Below are 4,302 nucleotides of genomic sequence, written 5' to 3'. Positions count from 1 at the left end.
GCCCACGACGACGCCCCGACCAGCACCCACGCGCTCGCGACCCCGGCCAGCCCGCGCCACAGCAGCCAGGCGCGGTAGTCGTCGCCCAGGCCCATCGCGAGCGTGGCCAGCGCGGTGGCGAGCAGCCCGGCCCGCCCGACCACGCCGGCCGGCAGCGGCCAGGCCGCGCACAGCAGCGCGCCGACCAGGTAGCCCGCATAGTTGATGCTCGCGAGCCAGGCCCCGTGCGGCAGCGACAGCCCGGCGTCCTGCATCAGCGGCAGCAGCGGCGTGAATGCGAAGCGGCCGATGCCCATCCCGCTGGCCAGGCACAGCGCGCCGATCAGCGCGGCCTGGACGGCGCGGCGGGAGGAGGCGGTCGGGTTCGGCATGCCTGCATGCTAGTCACGGCGCCTGTTCCGCGATATTGAATTATTCCGAACGACTTGTTCTGGAAAGGCGAACAGGGCGGGCGCCGGCGTGGCAGCATCGCGGCATGGACCTCGAATCCCTCGCCATCTTCCGGACGGTGGTGCACGAAGGCGGCATCCTGAAGGCGGCGCGCAAGCTGCACCGCGTGCCGTCCAGCGTGACGACGCGCATCCAGCAGCTCGAAGCCTCGCTCGGCGCCGAGCTGTTCCACCGCGACCGGCAGCGCCTGCACCTGTCGCCGCGCGGGCAGGTGCTGCTCGAGTACGCCGATCGCCTGCTGAGCCTGTCGGACGAGGCGCGCCAGGCGGTGGTCGGCGGCGCGCCGAGTGGCGTGCTTCGCATCGGCGCCCTCGAGAGCACCACCGCGAGCCGGCTGCCTGCCGTGCTGGCGGCCTACCACCGGCGCTACCCGGAGGTGCGGGTCGAGCTGAGCACCGGCACCAACGATGCGCTGCTGGCGGCGCTGGTGGCGCGCCGCATCGATGCCGCCTTCATCGTCGAGGCGCCGGCCGACCGCGCGCTCGCGACGATGCCGCTGTTCCGCGAGCGGCTGGGCGTCATCTCGGCCGCCTCGCATGCGCCGATCGTGCGGGCGCAGGACGTGCAGGACGACTCGGTGATCAGCTTCCCCGACGGCTGCGCCTACCGCCGCGTGCTGATGCGCTGGCTCGGCGACCGGCGCATCGCATCGATGCGCATCCTCGAACTGAGCTCGTACCACGCGATCGTCGCCTGCGTGGCGGCCGGCACCGGCATCGCGCTGGTGCCGCAGGCGGTGCTCGCGACGCTGCGCAGCCCGCCGGTGCTGTGGCATCCGCTGCCGAAGGTGCATGGCGAGCGGGTCACGCCGCTGGTGTGGCGCGCCGGCGAGGTGCCGCCGGCGCTGGCGGCGCTGCAGGAGTCGTTGCGCTTGGTCGAGTCGGCCTGATCGCCTTACAGTCGGGGCCGGCAGCCKGCGCTGCCGGGAGCAGACCATGGCCGAGACCGACTTCGAGATCCTCGACGAGCGATTCCGCGCTTGCGTGCGCACCAGCGCGCGCGTCGACACACTGCACCAGGGCCTGCGCTGGGCCGAGGGGCCGGTCTACGTGCCGGCCGGGCGCTACCTGCTGTGGAGCGACATCCCGAACGACCGGATGCTGCGCTGGGACGAGACCGACGGCCGCGTCAGCGTGTTCCGCGCGCCGTCGAACTTCGCGAACGGCAACACGCTCGACCGCCAGGGCCGGCTCGTCACCTGCGAGCACGGCTCGCGCAGCGTCACCCGCACCGAGCACGACGGCCGCGTCACGACGCTGGTCGACCGGGTGCAGGGCCGGCGGCTGAACAGCCCGAACGACCTGGTCGTGAAGTCGGACGATTCCATCTGGTTCACCGACCCGGCCTACGGCATCGATTCGGACTACGAAGGCCACCGCGGCGAGAGCGAGACCGGCGGCTGTCACGTCTACCGGCTCGACCCGCGCAGCGGCGAATGCGTGCGCGTCGCCGACGACTTCGTGCGGCCCAACGGCCTCGCGTTCTCGCCCGATGAATCGAAGCTCTACATCGTCGACAGCGGCGTGACCCACCAGCCGGGCGGCCCGCGCCACATCCGCGTGTTCGACGTCACGGCGCGCGGCGGGCTCGCGGGCGGCGAGGTGTTCGCCACCTGCAGCGCCGGACTGTTCGACGGTTTCCGCGTCGACGAGGCCGGCCGGCTGTGGTGCGGCGCAGCGGACGGCGTGCACTGCCTCGCGCCCGACGGCACGCTGCTCGGCAAGGTGAAGACGGCCGAGCGCGTCGCCAACGTCGTGTTCGGCGGGCCGAAGCGCAACCGGCTGTTCCTGTGCGCGACCAGCTCGCTGCTGTCGGTGCTGCTGCCGGTCAACGGCGTGAAGACGTTCTGATCCGTCCGCTCCGTCCGCTGCACGGCCTGTCCGCCCCGCCGTGCGGCCTGTCGCACCGCGATGGCGTTTCGTCGCGCCGTCCGTAGAGTCCCCCGTTCGTCCCTCGTTTCCCCAACCTCCCCACGGAGATCCTGCATGCTGACCATCGCCCAGCTGTCGCACACCTATGCCAACGGCACCCGCGCCCTCGATGACGTGACGCTCGACATCCCGCGCGGCATGTTCGGCCTGCTCGGGCCGAACGGCGCCGGCAAGTCCTCGCTGATGCGCTGCCTCGCGACGCTGCAGCAGCCGAGCGCGGGCCGCATCGCGTTCGACGGCATCGACGTGCTGGCCGAACCGGCGCGGCTGCGCGCGGTGCTGGGCTACCTGCCGCAGGATTTCGGCGTCTACCCGCGCGTGTCGGCCTGGGACATGCTGGACCACCTGGCCGTGCTGAAGGGCGTGGCCGGGCGCGGCGAGCGGCGCGAGACGGTCGACTCGCTGCTGCAGCAGGTCAACCTGTGGGACGTGCGCAAGAAGGCGATCGCCGGCTTCTCCGGCGGCATGCGCCAGCGCTTCGGCATCGCGCAGGCGCTGATCGGGAACCCGCGGCTGATCATCGTCGACGAGCCGACCGCCGGGCTCGACCCGGAGGAGCGCAACCGCTTCAACAACCTGCTGGCCGAGATCGGCGAGAACGTGGTCGTGATCCTGTCGACGCACATCGTCGACGACGTGACCGATCTGTGCCCACGGATGGCGATCCTGGTCGGTGGGCGCATCGTGCGCACCGGCACGCCGCAGCTGCTGATCGCCGAAATGGCGGGCCGCGTCTGGCAGGGCGAGGTCGCCAAGGAGGAGCTCGCCGACGCGCGCAGCCGCATGGACGTGATCGCGACCCGGCTGCGCGGCGGCCGGCCGGTCGTGCACGTGCTGGCCGACGACGCGCCGGCGCCGGGCTTCGCGCCGGTGGAGGCGGGGCTGGAGGATGTGTACTTCTCGACGCTGCACCAGCACCGCAGCGCCTCGGCCGGGGTCGTGGCAGGGGCCGAGGCATGAGCGGCAGCATGCTGATGCACGTCGCGCGCTTCGAGGCGCGCTACCAGCTGAAGAGCCCGGTGTTCTGGGTCGGCTGCCTGATGTTCTTCCTGCTGACCTTCGGCTCGGTCACGGTCGACACGATCCAGATCGGCAGCCGTGGCAACGTGCACCTGAACTCGCCGTTCGCGATCCTGCAGACGCTCGCGATCATGAGCCTGTTCGCGGTGTTCGTCATCGTCGCGATGGTGTCCAACGTCGTGATCCGCGACGACGAGACCGGCTTCGCGCCGATCATCCGCTCGACGCGGCTCGGCAAGGGGGCCTACCTGGTGGGCCGCTTCCTCGGCGCCAACCTGGTCGCGCTGGGGGTGCTGGCCTCGATCCCGCTCGGCATCCTGGTCGGCGTCGCGATGCCGTGGGTCGATGCCGAGAAGGTCGGCGCGTTCCACCTCGCGCACTACCTGTACGCGCTGTTCGCGTTCGGGCTGCCGACGCTGCTGATCGTGTCGGCGGTGTTCTTCGCCGCCGCCACCGCGACGCGCTCGATGATGTGGACCTACGTCTGCGCAATCGCGATGCTGGTGCTGTACTTCGTGATGCGCGGCCTGCTGCGCAACCCGCAGTACGACAGCATCGCGGCGCTGCTCGACCCGTTCGGCCTGTCGGCGCTCGGCATCGTCACCAAGTACTGGACGGCCGCCGAGCGCAACACGCTGCTGCCGGCGATGACCGGGCCGATGCTCGCGAACCGCCTGCTGTGGTCCGGCATCGCACTTGCGGTGTTCGCGCTGGCGTGCTGGCGGTTCCGCTTCGAGCAGCGCGCGCCGGTGGCGACCGTGTCGAAGAAGGCGTCGAAGAAGGCGAAGGCCGCTGCCGCCGAGCCGGCCACGCGGCCGACCGCGATCGGCGCGCTGCCCGCCGCACGGGCCGATGCGCCGACGCGCCGCGCCCAGCTGTGGCGGCTCGCCCGCTTCGACAT

At 71.7% G+C, this 4,302-nt stretch carries 5 protein-coding genes; 4 read left to right on the top strand and 1 reads right to left on the bottom strand.

The window, feature by feature from the left end:
* Positions 1–371, bottom strand: a 371-nt coding sequence (locus AC1D01_RS22900) for a YbfB/YjiJ family MFS transporter (protein WP_477870374.1), incomplete at its 3' end; no start/stop codon positions are given.
* Positions 372–475: 104 nt separating this feature from the next.
* On the opposite strand from AC1D01_RS22900, the gene AC1D01_RS22895 reads away from it, so the two are divergent.
* The 4 genes from AC1D01_RS22895 to AC1D01_RS22880 form a co-directional block, all read left to right on the top strand.
* On the top strand, positions 476–1,339 hold the full coding sequence (locus AC1D01_RS22895) for a LysR substrate-binding domain-containing protein (RefSeq protein ID WP_477870372.1): 864 nt from the start codon (positions 476–478) through the stop codon (positions 1,337–1,339).
* 46 nt (positions 1,340–1,385) lie between these two features.
* Positions 1,386–2,300 carry an SMP-30/gluconolactonase/LRE family protein gene (locus AC1D01_RS22890; RefSeq protein ID WP_477870370.1) on the top strand — a complete coding sequence of 305 codons (915 nt, stop codon included), beginning with the start codon at positions 1,386–1,388 and terminating at the stop codon, positions 2,298–2,300.
* 135 nt (positions 2,301–2,435) lie between these two features.
* Positions 2,436–3,341: an ABC transporter ATP-binding protein gene (locus AC1D01_RS22885; RefSeq protein WP_477870368.1), complete on the top strand. Its 906-nt coding sequence runs from the start codon at positions 2,436–2,438 to the stop codon at positions 3,339–3,341.
* On the top strand, positions 3,338–4,302 hold a 965-nt coding region (locus tag AC1D01_RS22880; RefSeq protein WP_477870366.1), incomplete at its 3' end, for an ABC transporter permease. The genes AC1D01_RS22885 and AC1D01_RS22880, both read left to right, overlap by 4 nt.

The sequence above is a fragment of the Rhizobacter sp. P3_B12 genome, assembly GCF_056402895.1.
This window is presented reverse-complemented; position numbering and strand designations above follow the sequence as displayed.